Origin of the sequence: Burkholderia sp. WP9, assembly GCF_900104795.1 — a bacterium.
Lineage (GTDB): Bacteria > Pseudomonadota > Gammaproteobacteria > Burkholderiales > Burkholderiaceae > Paraburkholderia.
Genome location: NZ_FNTG01000002.1, coordinates 682865 through 703637 on the forward strand (window position 1 = coordinate 682865; position 20773 = coordinate 703637).

The window sequence follows — 20773 nt, forward strand, 5'->3', positions numbered from 1 at the left end:
GGCCAGCGAAGCAAGACGCCGCGCCATGACCCGCACGCGGGCTCATTCGCCATGAGCGCTTCGCTCAAACCGACGCCGCGGCTTCCCGCGATTCGATCCGCTCCCGTTCAGCCAACGCTTCGAGCCGCTCGCGCAGCGCACTGCTGGCACGCGTCATCGGCATGCGCAGTTCGTCGCGTATCAGTCCTTGCGCGGCGAGCATTGCCTTGACGGGCGCGGGGTTCGGTTCGGCGAACAGCGCCTGGATCAGCGGCGCGAGCGCGTGAAAAATGCGCCGGCCTTCGTCGAGCCGCCCTGCCGCCAGCGCGCGATATAGCGCGACAAAGCGCTCGGGCCGCAGATGCGCGGACGCCGCAATCGCCCCACTGCCACCCAGACACAGGGTGCTCAATATATTGATGTCCTCACCCGCGAGCACCCGCAGGCGGCCGTCGCGAATCAGCGCGAGCGTGGTGTCGAGCGAACCGGCGCAATCCTTTATCGCCTGAATCCGCGGATGGGCGGCAAGCGTGAGCAGCGTGTCGAGTTCGAGCCGCACGCCGGTTCGATACGGAATGTCGTACAGCACCACCGGCTTCTCGCTCGCATCCGCAAGCGCTGTGAAGTGATCGACAATTCCGGCTTGCGAAGGCCGGATATAGTACGGGGCGGCCATCAGCACACCGGCAATCGGCAGCGGATTCAGCTGCTCGATGCGCTCGCGCATGCTCGCCGTGTGATTGCCCGACACGCCGACCACCACCGGCAGCGCCCGCGCGTCTTGCGCATGGCGAGCGGCGGCCTGCGCTTCGTCGAGAATCGTCGCCAGCACGGCGTCCTGTTCGGCGGCGTCGAGCGCGGCCGGTTCGCCGGTCGTGCCGAGCGCGACCAGCCCGGCAATGCCCGCGCCTGTATAGCGGCGTACCAGCGCGCGCAAGGCGGCGTGATCGACGGCGCCGTCGGCGAACGGCGTGATGAGCGGAACCCAGATACCCGAAAAAATAGACATGTCCTTACCTCGATGACGACCGTATCGATTCCGTGCAGCGTGCGAGGGAGGAAAGACAGGAAGTGCCCAAGGGGCGTTGACCGGCTGTTCCGTCGCATCTGACGGAACAGCGTGCTCCGGTCAGATGAGCGGCTGTTTTTTGGCTTTGGCGCTGACGTTCGAATCACACGCGCGTGCGACTACGGCGCTCGCAAAAGCGAGGCGTGCGAAGGTCGACAGGCGGAGTCTGAACGTTGGGCCGGAATGCATGAGACGCAGTGTAACCGTGAGCGGCGCGGCTTGGCAAAGCCCATCTCGAAATGACTTGACTTCTGGCGCAGGGAAATTAATATACGCAACGCGTACATCGCAGCCACTACTCCCTTCTTCCGACAGGTGCCTCAATGAGCGTCCCGCAGCAAGCCTTCCTACGCGACGCGATGCGTCGCCTGAATATGACGCGCGACACGTTCGCGAGTCGCATCGGGGTGTCGCGCCGGGCGCTCGATACCTGGCTCCTGCCGGACGATTCGCAGGAATCGCGGGCCATGCCGGAAATCGTCGAGCGTTTCGTGTCGGAAATCGTCGTGCATGGTGAGCCGGGAGAAAAATATACGCAAAGCGTAGATTCGCAGTCGCTCGCGAGCCAGATGCTATTCGAGGGCAAGCCGCAGTTGCTCTCCGTGGATCAATTCTCGCGCGACTCAGTGGAAGCGCTGTTCCGCGTGGCCGACATCATGCAGCCCATCGCCCGCCGCCGCAAAATCTCCCGTGTGCTGGAAGGCGCGGTGCTCGGCAATCTGTTCTTCGAGGCCAGCACACGGACCCGTGTGAGTTTCGGCTCGGCGTTCTGCCGGCTAGGCGGCTCGGTCTGCGACACCACCGGCTTCACCTTTTCGTCGATGGCCAAGGGCGAGTCGATCTACGACACCAGCCGCGTGATGAGCGGCTATGTGGACGCGCTGGTGATCCGCCACCCGGAGCAAGGCTCGGTGGCCGAATTCGCACGCGCCACGAATGTGCCGGTAATCAATGGCGGCGACGGTCCGGGCGAACACCCGAGCCAGGCGCTGCTCGATCTGTACACCATTCAGCGTGAGTTCTCGCGCCTCGGCAAGATTGTCGACGGCGCCCATATCGCGCTGGTCGGCGACCTGAAATACGGGCGCACCGTGCACTCGCTGGTCAAGCTGCTGGCGCTGTATCGCGGCATCAAGTTCACGCTGATTTCGCCGCCCATGCTTGAAATGCCGAGCTATATCATCGAGCAGATTTCGCGCAACGACCACGTGATCGAGCAGACCCACGACCTGACCGCCGGCCTGCGCGGCGCCGACGTGGTGTACGCCACGCGCATCCAGAAAGAGCGCTTTACCGACGAATCGTTCGAAGGCTACACGCCGGATTTCCAGATCAATCAGGCTCTCGTGGATAGCGTGTGCGGCGCCGACACACTGATCATGCACCCGCTGCCGCGCGACAGCCGGCCGGGCGCGAACGATCTGAGCGTGGACCTGAACCACGATTCGCGGCTGGCGATCTTCCGGCAAACCGACAACGGCATTCCGGTGCGGATGGCGATTTTCGCGGTACTGCTGGGCGTCGAGAAACTGGTCCAGCATTCCATGCGCGATGCCGCATGGCGTCCGCCGGCCTATCTCGGACCGGACGACGCGGTGTTTCACGGCATCGATTGACGGATCAGCGGGCGGCCTGAAACCGCCCCAAAGCACGGCACGGCGCGAGACTCAAGCCGCGGCGCTCGTCGCGCTGCTCCCATTGCGCTTGAACGCCCCGGCGAAGAACAGCACCTGATACTGCACCGCATTGGCCCAATACTTCCAGGTGTGGCCGCCGGGCCGCTCCGCGTAGTCGTGGGGCACGCCGAGTTCGACCAGCCGCTCGTGCAGCGTGCGGTTCGACTGCACCAGCGAGTCGTTCACCCCGCAATCGATCGTGAGAGCGATATGCGCGTTGCCGAAACTGCGCGCATTTTCCACGATCGCCTCGTTGTTCCAGAAATCGGCATGCCGCGTGGGATCGCCGAAAACACGGTCGATGCCCGGCTCATCCTCGCAGCCGCGCGGATCCACCGCTCCGCTGATACTGCCCGCGGCGCCAAATTCGTCCGGACGGTCCAGCGCGATATGCAATGCGCCGAATCCACCCATGCTCAAGCCGGTAATGGCGCGCGCCGCGCGCGTCGCGATCGTGCGGAAATGCGCGTCGACGTAAGTCACGACCTCCGTACCGACATAGGTTTCGTATCGGCTGCGCGGATCGACCGGGCTGTCGATATACCAGCTTTCGTGACCGCCGTCGGGCATGACGAGTATCACGTGATAGCGGTCGGCCAACTTGCCTATCTGCGAATTCGAGGTCCAGTCGGTATAGTCGCCGCCCGAACCGTGCAACAGATAGACGACGGGAAAGCGGTCAGCCCCCTTGCCGCGCGCATATTGGTCGGGCAGCACGACCGTCGCTTCGAGCGACTTATGCATCGCAACGCTAGGAATGGCGACGACCCGGGCCTGGAATGCCCAGGCGGGCGTCGTTAAAAGCAGCATCAGAATGAGCCAGAACGCACGAGCTTTGTTCATGGTTTGTCGCTCTTCCCTATCTAGGTGTCCGAAGAACACTGTCCGGTATCCGGCGGCAAAACTCTTCGAGAACTCTAGCAACGGCGACTTACAACCAAATTTCAGCGAAGCATACGATCCCGTCAGCTTGGGTCGGCTCCGGGCGCCGCGCGATCCTTGAGGGACCCGGCGAGAGCCTTTATCACGCCTCGCCGTTAGCGCCGCCTATCGCATCCAGCCGGGCGCACACGTCGTCGGTCAATTTCAACTGCGCCGCCTGCAGATTTTCGCGCAGATGCCCCAATGTCGACGTGCCGGGGATCAGCAGAATGTTCGGTGACCGATGCAACAGCCAGGCGAGCGCCACCTGCATCGGCGTCGCGCCGAGTGTTCGCGCAATGTCGGAAAGCGCGGTCGACTGAATCGGCGTGAAGCCGCCAAGTGGAAAGAACGGCACATAAGCAATGCCCTTCTCCGCGAGGTCGTCGATCAGCGTGTCGTCTTCCCGGTGAACGAGGTTGTAGTGATTCTGCACGCAGACGATTTCGGCAATCCTCTGCGCCTCCGTTATCTGCGTGGCGGTCACGTTGCTCAAGCCGATGTGGCGCACGAGCCCGCGCCGTTGAAGTTCGGCAAGGGCAGTCACCTGTTTTTCGAGCGAACCTTCAGCGGGTGCATGCACGTTGCCCATCATCCGCATATTGACGACCTCGATCACGTCGAGCCCGAGGTTGCGCAGATTGTCGTGCACGCCACGCTCGATATCTTCCGGTTCGAGTGCCGGCAACCACGCGCCATCGCTGCCACGCACGGCGCCGACTTTGGTGACGATCACGAGGTCGTCGGAGTAAGGATGCAGCGCTTCGCGAATCAACTGGTTGGTGACGTGCGGCCCATAGAAGTCGCTCGTATCGATGTGATTGACGCCCGCCGCCACGGCCTCGCGCAGCACGGCAAGCGCCGCGTGGCGATCTTTCGGCGGCCCGAATACGCCAGGTCCGGCCAGTTGCATGGCACCGTAGCCCATGCGGCGCACAGGACGGCCGGCCAGTGGGAACGTGTCCATAAGGATGGGATTCGACATGCTGCTCTCCTGGGTGAGTGGTTGAGCAGGAGTATGGTCGTGGTTGCGTTGTTTAATAAAGCCATCTAACGTGTACAGGTTGTTTAATAAAGTGAACAATCGACATGGAATTGAACGATCTGGCGGCATTCGTCTCGGTTGCCCGCGCAGGCGGCTTTCGGGACGCCGCGCGCATCAGCAACGTTTCGGCGTCGAGTTTGAGCATCGCCGTGCGGCGTCTCGAAGCAAAGCTCGGTCTGCGCCTGCTCAACCGCACCACGCGCAGTGTGGCCCCGACTGAAGCCGGGTTGCGCCTCATCGAGAAGCTGACGCCGCTGTTCAGCGAGATGGAAGCGGCGCTGGACGTGCTGAACGTATTCAGGGACAAGCCGGCCGGTACACTCAAACTGAACGTGCCGTCGAGCGCCGCGCGGATCGTCTTGCCGACCCTCATCGCGGCGTTCCTGAAGGCGTATCCCGACATCCGCGTCGAGGTCGTGGTCGAAGATGGCTTCGTCGACGTGCTCTCTATCGGCTGCGACGCCGGCATTCGCTACGACGAGCGACTCGAACAGGACATGATCGCGATTCCCATCGGGCCGCGCGTGCAACGCTTCGCCACGGCGGCGGCGCCGGGCTATCTCGACGAGCACGGCCGACCCGACCATCCGGGCGAACTGCTTTCGCATGCGTGCCTGCGCGGCCAGTTCGCAGGGGGCGCAATGCCGATCTGGTATTTCGAGCGCGACGGCGAAGTGTTGCAGTTGAATCCATCGGGACCGCTGCTGGTGCGGCCCGGCGCGGCGATCGACCTGGCCATCAGCGCGGCTGTCGCCGGCGTGGGTGTCATTCATTTGTTCGAAGACATGCTGCGCGCGCATCTGGACAGCGGAGCGTTGGAGCCGATTCTGGAGCCTTGGTGGCAGCGTTTTTCAGGCCCGTTTCTCTACTATCCGGGGCGTCGCCATTTGCCGGCACCGTTACGCGCGTTCGTCGACTTTTTGAAAGCGCTCGATCCACCTGCCTGACGCGGGTCCATAGCGAGCCATGCCTTCTACATTGACCGTGGCGGAAGCCGCCGGAGCCAGCGTCGCTGCAATGCTCTGCCAGCCGCGCTGGAGATGCTCCACAATGCGCGATTGCGGCGATAATGTTGCGAACTGATCCGAACCCCACCATGACCGATACACGCGTTAGCCCCCTGCGCAAATTTGCCGACTTCATTCGCTCGGAGCGCACCCGGTTCACCCAGCAGTGGATGAACGCCGTATTCGGCGACGTCGATCTCATCGAAGCGGACAAGCTCACTTACCAGCAGCTGGCGGATCATCTGCCGGAAATTCTCGAAGGCCTGTGCGCGGCGCTCGATATCGAAGATCTCGAACGGGTCGAACCGGCCATCGAGCGCGATGCGAGAAAACACGGCAAGGTGCGCTGGCGCCAGGGCTACCGTATCGAAGAACTGGTCCGCGAGCTCGATCTCTTTCATCAGGTGCTCGCCGACGCGCTCGAAGAATTCGCCGTTCTCGACGACACCTTCACGCGCCGCCATGAAAGCCGGGCACGCCGCCTGATTGCCGAAACGCTCAGCATGGTCACGCTCACGTCGATTAAAGAGGTGGTGAGCGAACGGGACCGCAAGATCGACGAATACACCGGCCGGCTCGAACGCGCCAATCACGAACTCACACTGAAACAGCGTCTGGTGAGCGACCTGTACGAGTCGCGCATGCAGATCACGCGCAGCGTGGTCCACGATCTGCGCAACTTTCTGAACGCCTTTTCCATCGCCTTGCAGTTGATCGCGCGCGCGCCAGCGAAAGCCGATACCGCACTGACGCTGGCGAACCGCCAGGCCGCCGATATGAAGCAGCTCGTCGATCAGATCGTCGAGTATTCCGTAGTGCTTGGCGACGGCGCCCCGCTCGTGCTCGAACAGGTCGATCCGCGCGAGCTCTACGATGAACTCGTCACGTCTTCACGTCCTTCGATCGAGGCCAAAGGGCTCACGTTGCGTGCCTCTTATGACCCGGCATTGACCGCGGTCACGTCCAATCGTCTCAAGCTCAAACAGATTGCGGTCAATCTGCTCTCCAACGCCATCAAGTACACGAAGTCCGGTGAAATCGAACTCAACTTCGCGCTGGCCGGCGAGTCGCACTGGTCGATTCGCGTCTCCGACACGGGCGTGGGTATTGCGCCTTCGGACGCGGACCGCGTGTTCGACGAATTCGAGCGCGCCGCAGGCGAAGATATTCCCGGCACGGGCCTGGGTCTCGCGATCGTGAAGGAGTTGTGCCGGGTGTTGAATGGGCACATCGATTTTGTGTCGCGCGAAGGTGTAGGGACCACGTTTGAAATTCGCTTCCCGCTGGTGATCGCGGAACCGCAATAAGGCTTCGGGAGACAGGTAATTGGCGAGGCTGACTGCGAATCAGCCCCACGTTCTTGCGGCAGGAAGCGGGTAGTGCGAGCTTACTTGCGCGGGAATGACGCGACCGATGGCATCAGCCGGCGTGCGCTGGGTGTCGATCTTACCGCTACTCCACTGGCTCATTGTTGGCCGCCGACACACATCCACTCATCGCGCCGCCCTTGTCGCTCAGCCCGCGCACGACCACTTCGGATGATTTGCCATCACGTCTCGCCAGCTCCGCAAGGTCGAGCAGCGCCGCGTACCGGGTGGAGCAATCCCGCGACGACCCACTCGCCCTGCGCGTATCCGCTGCTGTCCCGAAGCGGCTCATTGCAATCACCAATCCTGTCGCAACGACGATCGCTGCGAGCGCACCTGGTTTGTAGAATCGCCGGGGCCGCGATTCATCGAAAGGGAGCACGCGCACTGCGCTTTCACCCTGCTCAACCGTCCCGCGTGATTTGTCTCGCATGGCAGCTCCCATCAAGACCAGTGCGCCGGCACCCACACACGCCCGACCCAATGGCCCGGCACCCAAACCACCGGACGCGGCGCCGGCGCGACATACACGACCCGCGGAGCGACATACACGGACGGCGGAGGCGGCGGTGCGTAGACAACCGGCGGCGCAACCACCACCGGCTTCGGTGCCACGACCACCGGAGCGGGCGCCACGACCACCGGAGGCGGCGCCACATAGGCCACAGGCTGCGTGACCACCACCGGCTTCGGCGCCACGACGACCGTCGTGCCACCTGTCGCAACAACACCTGTGCTTGCCACAACCGTCCCGCGCGACGTCACCGTGTTGCCGTGCGTGCCCGTCACGCTCGACGAGGTCGTCACGACACCTGGCGCAACACGTGTGGCCGAACCGGAGTGATCGACGCTACCGCCATCCCAACCGGTCACCGTGCCCGAACGCGAGCATGTCGAGCCAGCGCAGTTCGTCGACGCCGAATGGTTGACCGTATTGCCGTTCGAGCCAGTCACCGATCCGGACGACGAATACTGCCCCGGGCCGTTCTTCGTGACATCGCCTGAGGTGGTCGCGGTTTTGCCGTCAGGACCCGTGAGGGAGCCGGTATGCGAGCACGTTCCACCGGCGCAGTTGGTGTCGCCCGAGTGTTGGACCGAGTTGCCATAGCGGCCCGTCGCGGTGCCCGAATTCGAGAACTGGCCGGGTGCGGTGCGCGTGACCGTGCCGGTGTTGGTGGCGAGGCCACCGTAGGGGCCGGCAACGCCGCCGGCATGCGAACAACTGGCGCCGCCGCACGAGCCGTAACGCGCGCCGTTATAGGTGCCGTGCGAGGTGTACGCCGTGCCATGTTGCGACCAGGCGAACGCCGATGCACTGCCGAGCGCGAGCACGGCCGCGGCGGCGGAGAAAATGAGCTTGCGCAGCGCGTTGCGTGCGCATGAACGGGCCTGCTCCGAGGCGGAAACAGAGGCAACGGCGGAGACGGTGGCCGGGGCAACGAACGAACGATTCTTCACGATATGTCCTTTCTGGATTCGGGCCACTCCGGTCACTGCGGCGTGGCAACGAACGGACTATAGAAGGACGCATCGACATAATCGACAAGGAAGATATGTCGCGCTGTTTCACCACGAGGAAGCCCCGTGGGACAAGGGTTTGCGGCCTCTTTCCCGGCTGCGCGACATATTCCGACATAGATTGTTACAGGGCAATCGGTGACTCGCCGCCGCTTCACGCGAACCACGTCCGCGCTCATCATGTCGCCCGGTCGCGGCGCTTCAACCCGCCGCTTCGCGGTACTTCGCGAACTTCGAAGTCTGTCCGATTCCCGGGTTGAAGCAGTTGCAAGGATCGAGCTGCTGATAAAACGCGGCGAGTTGCGGCTTCGCGTGATACAGATGGCCGACGTTATGTTCCGCCGGATATTCCGCGCCGCGGCGATCGAGCAGCGTCCACATCTTGTGTTCGACTTCGAGGCAATCGTTGCCCTTCCTGACGATGTAATCCTGGTGAAACACGTGGCACAGGAAGTGGCCGTAGTACAGCTTGATGGAGATCGTCTGCTCGATCTCCGGCGGCAGCGTTTCGATCCAGTCGCGATCATTGCGGCGCAGCGCCACGTCGAGCGCGACGATGTCCTCCACCTCGCGCGCATGCACGGCGCGATAGCGGACCGCGGCGCCGGCGGCGGCAAAGCGCTGCAGGAACGCTTTTCTGCCCTCTTCGTCGGTGCATTCGAAATAGCCGCCCGTCGCGTTCTCAAAGTAGCCCGAAAGAAACGCACGCGTTTCGGCGACACTGTCGGCCGCGACCTTCAGCATCAGGTGATGCTCGTACTTGTCACGATACTGCTTCATGCGCGGCGGCAGATGGCTCGGGAACAGGCGGCTCGCGGCCTGCATGACGCGGTCGGTAAAATGCGCAGGAAGAAAACCGAGGCGATCGAACAGCGCGTCGAACCGGCTTTTCAAGCCGAACAGCGCCGGCAGCCGCGACGTGCCGAGATAATTGATCGCGAGGAACATATCCTTGCCGTATTCCTCGGCAATGTCGAAGGCGTCGCGATGCAGATACTCACCCGAGATCGGCAGATGCTTGAAGTCGTGCAGCGCGTGCCGACGAATATCGGTGAGTTCGTCCGGCAGATTCGTGCCGATATAGAACACCTTGGCGTTCTGCTCGATCGGAAACGTGTCGAGCCGCACGCCGAACACCATCAGCTTGCCGGCCGAGCCCGACGCTTCATGGAGGCGCTGCGGATCGGCGTTGAAGCGCGCCGGCGTGTCGGCATCGATCTCGCGCACGTGAGTCGCGTAACCGTGGTCCGATCCGGCGCCCGCGTCGTGCCGGACGTCGGCATCCGAAAACTCACCGCGTTCGAGCCGGCCAAGAATCTCGTCGGGCGTCTTGCCGAGTTCGATTCCCAGATGATTGACGAGGCTCAGTCTGCCCGTCGCATCGACCCGCGCAAATGCCGCCATTTCCGTATAGGCCGGGCCGCGCTGCACCAGCGCACCACCGGAGTTGTTGCAGACCCCGCCGAATACCGACGCGCCGATACAGCTCGAGCCGATCACGGAATGTGGCTCGCGGCCGAGCGGTTTCAGCACTTTCTCCAGTTGATCGAGCGTTGCCCCCGGAAGGCAGACGACCTGCTTGCCGTCGTCGATGACATACACCTTCTTCATGCGGGTCGTGCTGACGATCACGATGTCGCGATCGTAGTCGTTGCCGTCAGGCGTCGAGCCGCCCGTGAGGCCCGTATTCGAAGCCTGCGTAATGACGATCACGTTCGCCGCGATGCATGCCTGCAGCACCTTCCATTGTTCGACGACGGTGCCTGGGCGCACCACCGCCAGCGCCTTGCCTGCGCCGAAACGAAAACCCGTGCGGTAGCGTCGGGTCGCGCTGTCATCCGTCAGGATGTGCTTCTTGCCGACGATGTTGCGCAGATCCGCAACGAGGCCTTGGGCCGCGCCGGCCGGCAGGTTTGCTAGTGCTGCGCGCGCTGCTGACATCGAACTTCTCCTCGGGAAAGGGTGACTGTGACGCGCCTCGCTTCCGGCCAGTGGCTTCGGGTGCGGCCTTTAAGCGCATCGGATTGACGCCAAGGTTAGAATCAGCGCGGTCATTAGTCCAATATCTCGAAGCCACATTTTGGAGACGAAAAAGATATGGAATTTCGTCAGTTGCGCTATTTCCTCGCCGTTGCCGAGCATCTGCATTTCACGGACGCCGCCACGCACCTCGGCATTGCCCAGCCGCCCTTGAGCCAGCAGATCCTGAAGCTCGAACGGGAGATCGGCACGCCGTTGTTCATTCGTCATCCGCGCCGTGTCGAGTTGACCGAGGCCGGGCGGCTGTTTCGCGAGCGTGCTCAGCGAATCGTCGAAGACGCGCGCGAGGCTTTCGTCGAAGTGCAGAATGCGGGACGCGGGGAGACGGGTCGACTGTCGCTCGGGTTCGCGGGCTCCACGGTGTTCCACCCCACTGTCGCGCTGACGATGCAACGCTATCGGCACGCCTATGAGCGCGTGTCGATCAGTTGCGAGGAGAGCAACAGCTCGCTGCTGCTCGACAAGGTTGCCGAGCGGCAACTCGATGCCGCGCTCGTGCGTATGCCGCTGAACTGCCGAGATCTGATCGTGGAACCGCTGGTGGACGAAGACATGCTGGTTGTGCTGCCGGCGAGCCATCGGTTGAACCGGCGGCGGCGCGTCAATCTGGCAGACCTTGCGCACGATCCGTTTATCTTCTTTCCGCGGCCGATCGGTCCTGACCTGTACGACTCGATTATTAGCGCCTGCCGCGAAGCAGGCTTTGCGCCCATCATCAGCATGGAGTCGCCGCAGATATCGTCGGCGGCGAACCTCGTGGCAGCAGGATTCGGGGTCGCGGTGGTTCCCGCATCGATCCGGCAGATCCAGGTCGAAGGGGTGTCTTACCATGAACTGCAAGGCAAGCCGCTTTCAACGGGTATCGCGTTGATTCATCGGCAACGCGAGAAGTCGCCGACCGTGCTGAATTTCGTGAGGACTTTGCGGCAGCAGCGGGCTGCCTCGCGCGCGGCATGAGGCCACCTCGCCACTGACAAACAGATGCCTTTGCCATGCAGGGTGTGAGGTGTAATGGAGGCGGCCGCCTGCAGACAGGCATGCGGGCTCCGAAGAGCCCACATGTACCGCCTGGCATGGCGGTGTCGTCATGCCAGGCGGCTTGACGTCACGGCGGTGATTGCGTTGACCGCCGTGACTGCGGCGATTACTGCGGCAACTACTGCAGCGATTACTGTGGCGATTACTGCGCCGAATCTTGCGGCGACACCTGAACGGCGGCTGCCGAGACAAAGACAGCGTGAATCGTATCGCCCACCTTAACGTCCTTCAGATCCACGTCGGGACCGACCTGGAGCGTTTGCGTCTGATATGCGCCGCGCAGCGTGACCAGACGCTTCTTGCGATCGATCTTCTGCACGGTGGCAAGCACCTCGACCTGGCGCGCCGATTCGAAACCGCCCGAGGCCGGGGCGTACACCTGCGTGTCGACACGCGCGCGAACACCCTTGTCTTTGCCGGTGACCTTCTCGGCCTTCACGAGCAGCGCGTTCTTGTAGAGCACGTCGACCCGGTCACCTATTTTCAACTGGTCGAAACCCGCCACCTGCTGGCTCACCAGTACGACCACCGCGTTACCGCCCGGCCCCTTGAGCGTGAGCGTGCGGGTGCCCGGATCGATACCGACGATCTGTGCCTTCACGTGCACCGGCTCCACGGCGCTGACAACGCCCTGCGCCGCATTGGCCATGGCATCTTGCGCCCATGCCGGCTGAGCTGCGGCGAACGCCGCGACCATCAACGCTGCGCCAATTGTCGCTGCCTTCATATACGTGCTCCTTGGAAAAATGGTTTGATGCAGCGTAACGGCGATCTGAAACTTGGGAATGCCGATATTTAACGCCGCGAGTACCTGTACGTCTTCAGGATGATAGTTTTAAGAGGTACGACTCGGACGATTTTACATGGCTTACTGCACGCCGTGATTGATCGAATTGTGATTTTCGAATCAATGCGAAATCGATGTAAATCGCCGCGACGTGGCGTCGCAGCGGCACTTTGAATATTGACAATGGTGTGACATTTCGAGGCTATTCATATTGAGCGGCGTGTCTCAAATGCAAACAGCATTAAACACATACTGCAATACCCGCGAATGGGCAATCAATGTGCCGTGATATTCGGATTTAATCCCAACCTTCCATGGTTCGAATTAGATTCACAGTCGAAATACGCCCGATCTACGCAAGGCAAAAAAACAGCCTCGTCGCGTGAGCGAAGAGGCTGTTTCCTTTTTACTTGAACCCGAGCTTGGACCGACGCGCGCGCTGGCCCCTAATCAATCACACTGCTCTATCACACCCGTTCAATCGCGATCGCAATACCCTGGCCAACGCCGATACACATGGTGCACAGCGCAAAACGGCCTTGCGTGCGATGCAGCTGATACATCGCCGTAGTCACCAGACGCGCGCCGCTCATCCCGAGCGGGTGGCCGAGGGCGATCGCGCCGCCATTCGGATTCACGCGAGCGTCGTCGTCGGCCACGCCGAGTGCGCGCAGCACCGCGATGCCTTGCGAAGCGAAGGCCTCATTCAGTTCGATCACGTCGAATTGATCGATGGTCATGTTCAGGCGCGCCAGCAGTTTTTGCGTGGCGGGCGCGGGGCCAATGCCCATCACGCGCGGCGCGACGCCGGCCGTTGCGATACCCAGCACGCGAGCACGCGGCGTGAGGCCGAAGCGCTTCGCCGTTTCTTCATTGGCAAGCAGCAGTGCCGCTGCGCCGTCGTTCACGCCCGACGCGTTGCCTGCCGTGACCGTGCCGTCCGGACGCACCACGCCCTTGAGCTTGGCGAGCGTTTCGAGGCTCGTTTCACGCGGATGCTCGTCTTGCAACACCGTGATCGGGTCGCCCTTCTTCTGCGCGATCGTCACGCCGACGATTTCCTGCGCGAGCGTGCCGTCACGTTGCGCGCGCGCCGCTTTCTGCTGGCTGCGCAGCGCAAAAGCGTCCTGATCGGCGCGGCTGATGTTGTAGTCGGTCGCGACGTTTTCGCCGGTCTCCGGCATCGAATCGACACCGTACAGTTTCTTCATCAACGGGTTGACGAAACGCCAGCCGATGGTCGTGTCATAGATCTCGGCCTGACGCGAGAACGCGCTGGTCGCCTTACCCATGACGAACGGCGCGCGGCTCATGCTTTCCACACCGCCCGCCACCATCAACGCGGCCTCGCCCGACTTGATGGCGCGCGCGGCAATGCCGACGGCGTCCATGCCCGAGCCGCACAGACGATTCACCGTCGTGCCCGGCACGCCTTGCGGCAAACCGGCCAGCAACAGCGACATACGCGCGACGTTGCGGTTGTCGTCACCGGCCTGGTTCGCGCAGCCGTAGATCACGTCGTCGATCGCGTTCCAGTCGACGTCTTTGTTGCGCTCCATCAGCGCCTTGAGCGGCACCGCGCCCAGATCGTCGGCGCGCACCGACGACAGCGATCCCGCATAGCGGCCGATGGGGGTGCGAATCGCGTCGCACAGGAATGCTTCGGTCATGTGATGTCTCCAGTTGATGTGCTGCGTGCGCCACGCCACGAGCGGATTGCCGGCGTGGCGCGGGCTGGATGCACGGATGCACGGATGCGCCGGCCCGGCGTCCCGCAAGAGAATTCGAACGCGACGGGAAGCGGCTGCAAAGCAGCCCTCACGTCAGATCAGCTTAACGCAGATGATGAACAGCGGGTTCGAGATTCGGGAAATTTGTTCTTTATACGAACATACGGTCATATATCGAACAACTAGCCTCGATAATAGGCGCGCGGCCGAAACCATGTCAAGCGCGGCCACGCCCGCACCAGGGAATACGTGCAGGCCGCGAAGCTGGTCGAAAAGGATCAGACGATTGACGCGCTCATGCCGGCGCGCCTGTGTTCACGGCGCCGGCACGAGGCTCGATGACAGCTCAAAGACAGCTTGGGGATCGCTGGAGGATGGCCCGGAGAGCGCTCCGGGGTCCGCGACTACCGGATCTGGATGTTCTCGTCCGCGACATAGCTGCGGATCACGTCGGCAAAGCTGCGCTCGCCGCTCAACCCCAGCCTTTCGGCGCGCGACGTATCCCACCGGCCCGGCCAGCTGCCCACGATTTTTTCGACCCGCTCATCCCGCTCCCAGACGATGCGCGCGGCGGCGGCGTCGCCCGCGACTTCGCGCAGCGCGGCGACCATCTCGTCGACGCTCACTGAAATGCCCGGCAGGTTCAGCACACGCTGGTTGCCAAGCGCGGCGGAGTCGAGTTCGAGTCCGGCGATCAGGCTCTCGATCGCCTTGCGCGGCGACAGCAGCCACAGGCGCGTCGAGCCCGCGACCGGGCACACCGCCGCTTCGCCGTTCAGCGGCTCGCGAATGATGCCGCTCGCGAACGACGAAGCCGCCGCGTTCGGCTTGCCCGGCCGCACGCTGATGGTGGGCAGCCGCAACACACGGCCGTCGACGAAACCACGCCGCGCGTAATCGTTGAGCAGCAACTCCGCGATCGCCTTCTGCGCGCCATATGACGACTGCGGATTCAACGCCGTATCATCCTGCACGACCTCGGGTAACGCGCCGCCATACACCGCCACGGAGCTCGTGAACAGCACGCGCGGCCGGTGGCCACGCTGCCGGCACGTTTCCAGCAGCAGCCGTGACGCATCCAGATTGATGCGCATGCCGAGATCGAAGTCCGCTTCGGCCTGCCCGCTCACGATCGCGGCCAGATGAAAGATCGCCGAAGTCTGGTCGTCGATCACGCGTTCGAGCACGCTGCGCTCGGCGATGTCGCCGACTTCCGTGCGTACACGCTTGTCGTCGAAATCGTTGGCTTGCACTACGTCGAGCAGCACCAGTTCGGTAATCGTTTGCGGTGTGCCCTGTTTGTCTTTCAGGGAACCGCGCGCGAGCAGTTCACGCGCGAGACGCTGGCCGAGAAAACCCGCGCCGCCGGTAATCAGTACTTTCATGATGGGTTGTGTCCTTGTTAGCGGTTCGCGTTCAGATACGGTTTGAGCCAGCCGAGACCGGCCGAGGTGCCTGCGCGCGGCCGGTATTCGCAACCGATGTAGCCGTCGTAACCGAGCGAGTCGATCAGGTCGAGCAGATACGGATAATTCAGCTCGCCCGTGTCGGGCTCATGCCGTTCCGGCACGCCCGCGATCTGAATGTGGCCGATGCCCGCCATATCGCGTTTGAGTTTCACTGCAAGGTCGCCTTCGACGATCTGGCAGTGATAACAGTCGAACTGCACCTTGAGGTTCGGCGCGCCGACTTCCGCGCAGACCGCTTGCGCTTCGTCCTGACGGGTCAGAAAGAAGCCCGGCATGTCGCGCGTATTGATCGGCTCGATCACGACCGTGATGCCTTCGGCTTGCGCGGCCTTCGCGGCATACGCGAGATTGTTCAGATACACCTCGCGATGCTTCGCGCGCGGCTGATCCGCGCCGATCAGGCCGGCCATCACGTGCAGCTTGCGATTACCAATCACGCGCGCGTAGTCGAGCGCCATTTCGATACCGCGCTGGAACTCGTCTTCGCGTCCCGGCAGCGAGGCAATGCCGCGCTCGCCAGCGGCCCAGTCGCCAGGCGGCGCATTGAAGAGCGCTTGCGTCAGACCGCTCGCCACGAGGCGCGATTTGATGTCGGCAGCGGGGAAATCGTAGGGGAACAGAAACTCGACCGCCTCGAAGCCGTCTTTCGCTGCGGCGGCAAAACGGTCGAGGAACGCGTGCTCGTTGTACATCATCGTGAGATTGGCGGCGAAGCGAGGCATGGCAGCAACTCCTTGAAAACGGTGTGATCCCGCGCGCGGCAGCGACTCATGCCGCACGCGCATATCGATTTATCGGTTGACCAGCTTGGGCGGCGTGAGCCACGTGGCAATCGCGCCGATCACGAGCATGCCGGCCAGCACGTACATGCCGGTCTGCGTGCTGTGGGTGAGGTCCTTCAGATAGCCGATCATGTACGGGCTCGCGAAACCCGCGAGATTGCCGATCGAATTGATGATTGCAATGCCGGCCGCGGCGGTCGCGCCCGACATGAACGCGGTCGGCAACGACCAGAAGAGCGGCGCGCAGGTCAGCACACCGGCTGCGGCCAGCGAGAGAGCCACGATCGAGACCACCGTGTTGTCCGCGAAAGAAGCCGCCACCGTGAAGCCGATCGCACCGAACAGCGCCGGCACGATCAGATGCCAGCGGCGCTCACGGCGCTTGTCGGCGCTGTGGCCCATCAGATTCATCACGACGATCGCGCACAGAAACGGAATGGCGCTCAACAGGCCGATATTGAATGCGCCCGTCACACCGGTCGATTTCACCAGCGTCGGCATCCAGAACGTCAGACCGTATTGTCCGGTCACGAACGCGAAATAGATCAGCGACATCCACCATGTACGCGGATCGCGGAACACCGCGCCGACAGAATGTTTCTGCGCCTTGTCCCGCGGTTGCGCAGCGGCGATTTCATCGGTGAGCAACTGCTTTTCGCGTTCGCTCAGCCACTTCGCGCTGGAAATGCCGTTGTCGAGATACAGGACCGTGGCGATACCGATCGCGATGGCGGGGATCGCTTCGATCAGGAACATCCACTGCCAGCCCGCGAAACCCAAGCTGTTGTGGAAGGTCTGCATGATCCAGCCGGACAGCGGATTGCCGAAAATGCCCGACACCGGAATCGCCGACATGAACACTGCGATAATCTTCGCGCGCCGATGCGACGGAAACCAGTAGGTCAGGTACAGGATCACGCCGGGATAGAAACCGGCTTCGGCGAGACCCAGCAGGAAACGCAAGATATAGAACTGCATCGGGGTCTTCACGAACACGAACACCGCCGAGAGCAAGCCCCACGTAATCATGATCCGCGCGATCCAGATGCGCGCGCCGATCTTGTGCATCAGAATGTTGCTCGGCAACTCGAACAGAAAGTAGCCGATGAAGAACACGCCGGCGCCGAGGCCGAACACCGTTTCGCTGAACGCCAGGTCCTGCGACATCTGCAGTTTCGCGAAGCCGACATTCACGCGGTCCAGATAGGCGACCACATAACACAGCATCAAAAACGGCACGATGCGCCAGAACACCTTCTTGTAGGTGTGCTCGATTTCAGCGGCGCCGGGTTGTCCCGCGGCGGCTGTAACCGGGCGGCTGGATTCGGCCTGATATGAGTTCATGCATTGTCTCCTTGAATGGATGGCCCGACGCGGCGCATCGCGCGCGGCCGGGCTTTGTTTTGTCGGCTTCTTCTACCAGCGCGCTCCGAACACGCTGCGCAGTTCTTCGAGTGCGGCTTCGTCGAGCGGTGTGGGCCGTGGCTGGGTCATCAACCACAAACGCGCGGTTTCTTCGAGTTCTTCGAGCGCATAGGCGGCTTGCGCCACCGAACGCTCCCACACCACCGGACCAAGACGCTCCAGCAGCACGGCGCGAACGCTATCGGCGAGCGCGGCGATCTGCTCGGCGACTTGCGGAGCGCCGGGGCGCTCATAACGAATCAGGGGGACGTGGCCCACTTTCATCACGTAATACGGCGTGATGGGCGGCAGCACGTCGGTTTCGCGCCAGACGCCCGCGAGCGTCAACGCGACCAGATGCGTCGAATGGGTATGGACGATGCCGCGCGCTTCGCTATTACGCGCATAGATGCCGCGATGCAGCGCCAGCGTTTTCGACGGCCGACCGCCTGACATTGCGTTGCCGGCGAGGTCTACCTTGGCGATGGCGGCGGGATCGAGCCGGCCAAGACACGCATCGGTCGGTGTAATCAGCCAACCGTCGTCGAGCCGCGCGCTAATGTTGCCGGCCGTGCCCACCGTGTAGCCGCGTTGATAGAGACTCGCGCCGGTCACGCAGATTTCTTCGCGAACGCGCGCTTCATTCGTCGTGTGAAGTGCGGGCGCGCCACTCATTGCACATCTCCGTCCAGATGCCGCAGCGCCTTTTCGAAGAAGTCCGTCGTACCGAAGTTGCCGGATTTCAAGGCGAGCGCGAGCGGCTCGGCGCCGGTCGTCGCGGTAGCCGGCACGCCGGGATCGATCTGCGCGCCGATCCGCAGCGTGTGCACGTCGAGCGCCTGCACGACCGCGCCCGAGGTTTCGCCCCCCGCCACCACGAACTTGCGCACGCCACGCTCGCGCAAACCACTCGCGATCGACGCCAACGTGTTTTCGACCAGATGCCCCGCTTCGTTCACACCGAGCTGCCCTTGCACTGCCTTGACTTCGTCGGGCGTCGCGGTCGCATAGATCAGCATGGGCTCGGCTTTGTCGAGGTATGGCTGCGCAAAGGCCAAAGCCTGTTCGACCACGGCTTCGCCGCGCGCCGCCGCGAGCGGATCGATGCGAAACGCGGGCCGTGTGGCGCGCCACTGCGCCACCTGGGCATTGGTCGCTTTCGACGCGCTGCCGGCCAGCACCGCGGACAAGCCGTCGACGCGCGGCAACTGCGCGGCGTCCGCCTGTTCCGCCAGCAAACCCGCGCGGCGAAAGTTGGCCGGCAAGCCCAACGCGACGCCCGAACCGCCGGTGATCAGCGTGAGATCGGCGCAGGCTTCGCCGAGTACGTAAAGGTCAGCGTCGGACACCGCATCGGCAATCGCCATGCGCACGCCTTCGTTGCGCAATGTATCGAACCTTTCGCGCACCGCCGACACGCCTCGCGCCACGGCGTCATAACGCACGAGACCGACTTTCGATCCGGTCTGACGTTGCAGCACGCTCACGAGGTTCGCATCGCGCATCGGCGTGAGCGGATGGTTTTCCATGCCCGACGCGTTGAGCAACGCGTCGCCGACAAACAGATGGCCGCGAAAGATCGTGCGGCCGTTCTCGGGAAACGCGGGACACGCAATCGTGAATGCGCCGGTCGTGCTGTCGGCGGACAACGCGTCGAGCAGCGCATCCGTCACCTGGCCGATATTGCCCGCGTCGGTCGAATCGAAGGTCGAGCAGTATTTGAAGAAGAACTGGCGGCACCCTTGCGCACGCAACCAGTCCAGCGCGGCAAGCGATTGCGCGACCGCGTCGGCGGCGGGAATGGTGCGCGATTTCAGCGCGACCACCAGGGCGTCGGCCTCGAGCAGGTCATTCGATGCGGGCACGCCGATGGTTTGCACCGTGCGCATACCGCCGCGCACCAGCATGTTGGCCAGATCGGTGGCGCCGGTGAAGTCGTCGGCGATGCAGCCGAGCAGCGCGCGTTTCGTAAGTGTCGTCATGGCGCTCCTCCTGCTTACTTCGCCGCCGGCACGTCGATGCCGGGGAAAATCTTGATCACCGCGGAATCGTCTTCACCACCGTGGCCGGCCGAAGACGCCATCATGAACATCTGATGCGCCGCCGCCGACAACGGCAACGGGAATTTCGAGCGGCGCGCGGTATCGAGCACGAGGCCCAGATCCTTGACGAAAATATCGACGGCCGAAAGCGGCGTGTAGTCGCCGTTGAGAATGTGCGGCACGCGGTTTTCGAACATCCACGAATTGCCCGCGCTGTGCGTGATGACCTCGTACAGCGCATCTGGATCGACGCCTTCGCGCAAGCCGAGCGCCATGGCTTCGGCCGCCACCGCGATATGCACGCCGGCCAGCAACTGATTGATGATCTTCACCTTCGATCCCGCACCGTGCCCGGAACCGAGGCGATACACCTTGCCGGCCATCGCGGCCAGCACGTCCTCGCAGGCGGCATAGGCCGCCGCGGGGCCGGACGTCATCATGGTCATCTCGCCGGAAGCCGCGCGCGCCGCGCCGCCCGAAACCGGTGCGTCGAGCATCTGCAAACCGGCGGCCTCGATCCGCTTGCCGAGTTCGATTGCGAAGTCCGGCGCCACGGTCGCACTGGCGATCACCACGCCGCCCTTTTTCATCGCGGCGAGCGCGCCCTGCTCGCCGAACAGCACGGCTTCGGTTTGCGCGGCATTCACGACCAGCGTGACGACCACCTCGCACTGCGCGCCGAGTTCGGCCGGTGTCGCGCAGCCCACACCACCTTCAGCGACGAACGCATTCAGGATCTCGCTGCGCAGGTCGCACGCGTGAACCCGAAAACCCGCGCGCAGCAGCGAACGCGCGACACCCAGGCCCATTGCACCAAGACCGATGACACCAACATTTCTGGACATGCTTGACCTCTATGAATTCGTTGAACACCCGGGCCTGAATCCGGGCGCTGAGTC

At 63.0% G+C, this 20773-nt stretch carries 18 protein-coding genes; 4 read left to right on the forward strand and 14 right to left on the reverse strand.

The annotated features are described in order from the left end of the window. Positions 1 to 64: 64 nt before the first annotated feature. Positions 65 to 988, reverse strand: coding sequence for a 4-hydroxy-tetrahydrodipicolinate synthase (gene dapA / locus BLW71_RS24335; protein WP_091802688.1), 924 nt, complete (start codon positions 986 to 988; stop codon positions 65 to 67). A gap of 383 nt (positions 989 to 1371) precedes the next feature. On the opposite strand from dapA, the gene BLW71_RS24340 reads away from it, so the two are divergent. Continuing rightward, positions 1372 to 2664 (forward strand): aspartate carbamoyltransferase, encoded by a 1293-nt coding sequence (locus BLW71_RS24340; protein WP_091802691.1) that lies wholly within the window; start codon positions 1372 to 1374, stop codon positions 2662 to 2664. A gap of 51 nt (positions 2665 to 2715) precedes the next feature. Here BLW71_RS24340 and BLW71_RS24345 read toward each other — a convergent pair whose 3' ends face one another. Together BLW71_RS24345 and BLW71_RS24350 are read right to left on the reverse strand one after the other, a co-directional pair. Continuing rightward, positions 2716 to 3567 carry an alpha/beta hydrolase gene (locus BLW71_RS24345; protein WP_091802694.1) on the reverse strand — a complete coding sequence of 284 codons (852 nt, stop codon included), beginning with the start codon at positions 3565 to 3567 and terminating at the stop codon, positions 2716 to 2718. 181 nt (positions 3568 to 3748) lie between these two features. Next, positions 3749 to 4630: an aldo/keto reductase family oxidoreductase gene (locus BLW71_RS24350; protein ID WP_091802697.1), complete on the reverse strand. Its 882-nt coding sequence runs from the start codon at positions 4628 to 4630 to the stop codon at positions 3749 to 3751. Between the two features lie 104 nt (positions 4631 to 4734). On the opposite strand from BLW71_RS24350, the gene BLW71_RS24355 reads away from it, so the two are divergent. Together BLW71_RS24355 and BLW71_RS24360 are read left to right on the forward strand one after the other, a co-directional pair. Beyond that, a complete protein-coding gene (locus tag BLW71_RS24355) occupies positions 4735 to 5637 on the forward strand; it encodes a LysR family transcriptional regulator (RefSeq protein WP_091802700.1) in 903 nt (300 codons plus the stop codon). 149 nt (positions 5638 to 5786) lie between these two features. Next, positions 5787 to 7004: a sensor histidine kinase gene (locus tag BLW71_RS24360; RefSeq protein ID WP_091802703.1), complete on the forward strand. Its 1218-nt coding sequence runs from the start codon at positions 5787 to 5789 to the stop codon at positions 7002 to 7004. Between the two features lie 145 nt (positions 7005 to 7149). On the opposite strand, the gene BLW71_RS42345 is transcribed toward BLW71_RS24360, so the two are convergent. From BLW71_RS42345 to dld, 3 genes are all read right to left on the reverse strand, one after another. Further along, on the reverse strand, positions 7150 to 7356 hold the full coding sequence (locus BLW71_RS42345; protein WP_286162089.1) for a hypothetical protein: 207 nt from the start codon (positions 7354 to 7356) through the stop codon (positions 7150 to 7152). Positions 7357 to 7508: 152 nt separating this feature from the next. Further along, the gene (locus tag BLW71_RS24370; protein ID WP_091802708.1) at positions 7509 to 8522 is read right to left on the reverse strand and encodes a hypothetical protein; all 1014 of its coding nucleotides are present in this window, start codon (positions 8520 to 8522) and stop codon (positions 7509 to 7511) included. Positions 8523 to 8783: 261 nt separating this feature from the next. Continuing rightward, positions 8784 to 10523: a D-lactate dehydrogenase gene (gene dld / locus BLW71_RS24375; RefSeq protein ID WP_091802711.1), complete on the reverse strand. Its 1740-nt coding sequence runs from the start codon at positions 10521 to 10523 to the stop codon at positions 8784 to 8786. 156 nt (positions 10524 to 10679) lie between these two features. Here dld and BLW71_RS24380 point away from each other — a divergent pair, with 156 nt between their 5' ends. Next, the gene (locus BLW71_RS24380; protein ID WP_091802714.1) at positions 10680 to 11579 is read left to right on the forward strand and encodes a LysR family transcriptional regulator; all 900 of its coding nucleotides are present in this window, start codon (positions 10680 to 10682) and stop codon (positions 11577 to 11579) included. Between the two features lie 223 nt (positions 11580 to 11802). Here BLW71_RS24380 and BLW71_RS24385 read toward each other — a convergent pair whose 3' ends face one another. The 8 genes from BLW71_RS24385 to ltnD all read right to left on the reverse strand — a co-directional run bounded on the left by BLW71_RS24385 (position 11803) and on the right by ltnD (position 20719). Further along, positions 11803 to 12387, reverse strand: a complete 585-nt coding sequence (locus tag BLW71_RS24385) for a hypothetical protein (RefSeq protein WP_091802717.1) — start codon at positions 12385 to 12387, stop codon at positions 11803 to 11805. Positions 12388 to 12914: 527 nt separating this feature from the next. Continuing rightward, positions 12915 to 14117: a 3-oxoadipyl-CoA thiolase gene (gene pcaF, locus BLW71_RS24390; RefSeq protein WP_091808795.1), complete on the reverse strand. Its 1203-nt coding sequence runs from the start codon at positions 14115 to 14117 to the stop codon at positions 12915 to 12917. Positions 14118 to 14581: 464 nt separating this feature from the next. Continuing rightward, positions 14582 to 15562, reverse strand: coding sequence for a D-erythronate dehydrogenase (gene denD / locus BLW71_RS24395; protein ID WP_091802722.1), 981 nt, complete (start codon positions 15560 to 15562; stop codon positions 14582 to 14584). Between the two features lie 17 nt (positions 15563 to 15579). Beyond that, entirely contained in the window at positions 15580 to 16368 is a 789-nt protein-coding gene (gene otnI, locus BLW71_RS24400) for a 2-oxo-tetronate isomerase (protein WP_091802725.1), read from the reverse strand. A 69-nt stretch (positions 16369 to 16437) separates the two neighbouring features. After that, the gene (locus BLW71_RS24405) at positions 16438 to 17772 is read right to left on the reverse strand and encodes an MFS transporter (protein WP_091802728.1); all 1335 of its coding nucleotides are present in this window, start codon (positions 17770 to 17772) and stop codon (positions 16438 to 16440) included. A 72-nt stretch (positions 17773 to 17844) separates the two neighbouring features. After that, a complete protein-coding gene (gene otnC / locus BLW71_RS24410) occupies positions 17845 to 18507 on the reverse strand; it encodes a 3-oxo-tetronate 4-phosphate decarboxylase (protein ID WP_091802731.1) in 663 nt (220 codons plus the stop codon). Continuing rightward, complete coding sequence (gene otnK, locus BLW71_RS24415; protein WP_091802735.1) at positions 18504 to 19814, reverse strand: 3-oxo-tetronate kinase; 1311 nt, start codon at positions 19812 to 19814, stop codon at positions 18504 to 18506. The genes otnC and otnK overlap by 4 nt, the downstream gene beginning before the upstream one ends. A 14-nt stretch (positions 19815 to 19828) precedes the next feature. Then, positions 19829 to 20719 carry an L-threonate dehydrogenase gene (ltnD, locus tag BLW71_RS24420; protein WP_091802738.1) on the reverse strand — a complete coding sequence of 297 codons (891 nt, stop codon included), beginning with the start codon at positions 20717 to 20719 and terminating at the stop codon, positions 19829 to 19831. Positions 20720 to 20773 lie beyond the last annotated feature (54 nt).

Excerpts from the sequence above, each read along its gene's own strand:
- otnI (WP_091802725.1), bottom strand. The coding sequence starts at position 16,368 with ATGCCTCGCTTCGCCGCCAATCTCACGATGATGTACAACGAGCACGCG.
- denD (WP_091802722.1), bottom strand. The coding sequence starts at position 15,562 with ATGAAAGTACTGATTACCGGCGGCGCGGGTTTTCTCGGCCAGCGTCTC.
- dapA (WP_091802688.1), bottom strand. The coding sequence starts at position 988 with ATGTCTATTTTTTCGGGTATCTGGGTTCCGCTCATCACGCCGTTCGCC.
- BLW71_RS24385 (WP_091802717.1), bottom strand. The coding sequence starts at position 12,387 with ATGAAGGCAGCGACAATTGGCGCAGCGTTGATGGTCGCGGCGTTCGCC.
- BLW71_RS24340 (WP_091802691.1), top strand. The coding sequence starts at position 1,372 with ATGAGCGTCCCGCAGCAAGCCTTCCTACGCGACGCGATGCGTCGCCTG.
- otnK (WP_091802735.1), bottom strand. The coding sequence starts at position 19,814 with ATGACGACACTTACGAAACGCGCGCTGCTCGGCTGCATCGCCGACGAC.
- BLW71_RS24405 (WP_091802728.1), bottom strand. The coding sequence starts at position 17,772 with ATGAACTCATATCAGGCCGAATCCAGCCGCCCGGTTACAGCCGCCGCG.
- BLW71_RS24345 (WP_091802694.1), bottom strand. The coding sequence starts at position 3,567 with ATGAACAAAGCTCGTGCGTTCTGGCTCATTCTGATGCTGCTTTTAACG.
- BLW71_RS24380 (WP_091802714.1), top strand. The coding sequence starts at position 10,680 with ATGGAATTTCGTCAGTTGCGCTATTTCCTCGCCGTTGCCGAGCATCTG.
- BLW71_RS42345 (WP_286162089.1), bottom strand. The coding sequence starts at position 7,356 with ATGAGCCGCTTCGGGACAGCAGCGGATACGCGCAGGGCGAGTGGGTCG.
- otnC (WP_091802731.1), bottom strand. The coding sequence starts at position 18,507 with ATGAGTGGCGCGCCCGCACTTCACACGACGAATGAAGCGCGCGTTCGC.
- BLW71_RS24360 (WP_091802703.1), top strand. The coding sequence starts at position 5,787 with ATGACCGATACACGCGTTAGCCCCCTGCGCAAATTTGCCGACTTCATT.
- dld (WP_091802711.1), bottom strand. The coding sequence starts at position 10,523 with ATGTCAGCAGCGCGCGCAGCACTAGCAAACCTGCCGGCCGGCGCGGCC.
- BLW71_RS24355 (WP_091802700.1), top strand. The coding sequence starts at position 4,735 with ATGGAATTGAACGATCTGGCGGCATTCGTCTCGGTTGCCCGCGCAGGC.
- pcaF (WP_091808795.1), bottom strand. The coding sequence starts at position 14,117 with ATGACCGAAGCATTCCTGTGCGACGCGATTCGCACCCCCATCGGCCGC.
- BLW71_RS24350 (WP_091802697.1), bottom strand. The coding sequence starts at position 4,630 with ATGTCGAATCCCATCCTTATGGACACGTTCCCACTGGCCGGCCGTCCT.
- ltnD (WP_091802738.1), bottom strand. The coding sequence starts at position 20,719 with ATGTCCAGAAATGTTGGTGTCATCGGTCTTGGTGCAATGGGCCTGGGT.